Origin of the sequence: Sphingobium sp. LMC3-1-1.1 (genome assembly GCF_040676285.1) — a bacterium.
GTDB lineage: Bacteria > Pseudomonadota > Alphaproteobacteria > Sphingomonadales > Sphingomonadaceae > Sphingobium.
Genome location: NZ_JBEGHQ010000037.1, coordinates 1 through 939, shown reverse-complemented (window position 1 = coordinate 939; position 939 = coordinate 1). Strand labels below are relative to the sequence as shown.

Sequence of the window (939 nt, the reverse complement as noted above, 5' to 3'; positions counted from 1 at the left end):
TGGTCGCCACGCCCGCCTCAGGACGAAAGCTCCCTCGCAATAGCCCATAGCTGTGAAGGCGTTGCAGCCAGGCCGCATCGCTGACATCGGTCTTTCGGCCCGGGACGTTCTTGGCGTATCGGGCGTTGACGAGAATGACGTGAAAGCCGTGCGCCTCCAACACTTCATAGGCCGGGATCCAGTATACGCCGGTGGATTCCATCGCCACGCTGGTGACGCCGCTAGCCTTGAACCAACGGGCCATCTCATGCAGCTCGCCGGTGAATGTACCAAAGGCCCGCACGGGATTGTCGTCCGCCTGAGGGCTGATAGCCGCCATGTGCATGGTCGAGCCGATATCGATGGCGGCGGCGCCAGGGTTGACCATCGACAATGCGTCCGCACCCGGGGATTTTGCTCCTGTCATTCCACGTCCTCCTTCAAAGCGGAGGGTATGGGCTATGCCAACCGTCATCTTCCTAACCGGGATCGTCGCAATGCGGCGTCACCACTCTCAAGTACGCAAATGCCCACGGGCCACGTTTTTTAACGGGGTATCATGCCTCCAATAAGCGAACGGCCGCGACCCTCCTGGCGAGCACCATAACATGGCCCGTTTCTACCCCACACAGGCGGGCCCGGCCGGGGACCGGTTTTTTAGGATTTCCCTCTCCTCCCGGAGTACGCGGTTCTCAAGGCGAAGCCGTTCATTCTCTCGCGCCAGATCCGCCTGCGGCGCCGACACCAGCTCCGACGGCCGATAATGCGACGCCCATTTGTTCAGGGTCGACTTGCCGACCCCCAGATCCGACGCAACCCGTTCGCGTGGCAACCCGCTGGTCAGCGCAATGCGCACCGCCTCCTGCTTGAACTCTTCGCTATGCTTGATCATCTCATCGGTCTCCTTGAACGAGCCTTAAACTCTCAAGTGAACAGCACAAAACCGTTACAAGTCCAGTC

General features: G+C 60.4%; 1 protein-coding gene and 1 pseudogene. Both read right to left on the bottom strand.

Translation table 11 applies throughout. From position 1 onward, the window contains the following. Nucleotides 1-406 (bottom strand): IS110 family transposase (locus MRBLMC3_RS17465; protein WP_363830853.1); only part of this gene is annotated, 406 nt, incomplete at its 3' end. Between the two features lie 219 nt (nucleotides 407-625). Then, a pseudogene (locus MRBLMC3_RS17460) lies at nucleotides 626-871 on the bottom strand (transposase); the annotation flags it as partial. Between the last annotated feature and the right edge of the window lie 68 nt (nucleotides 872-939).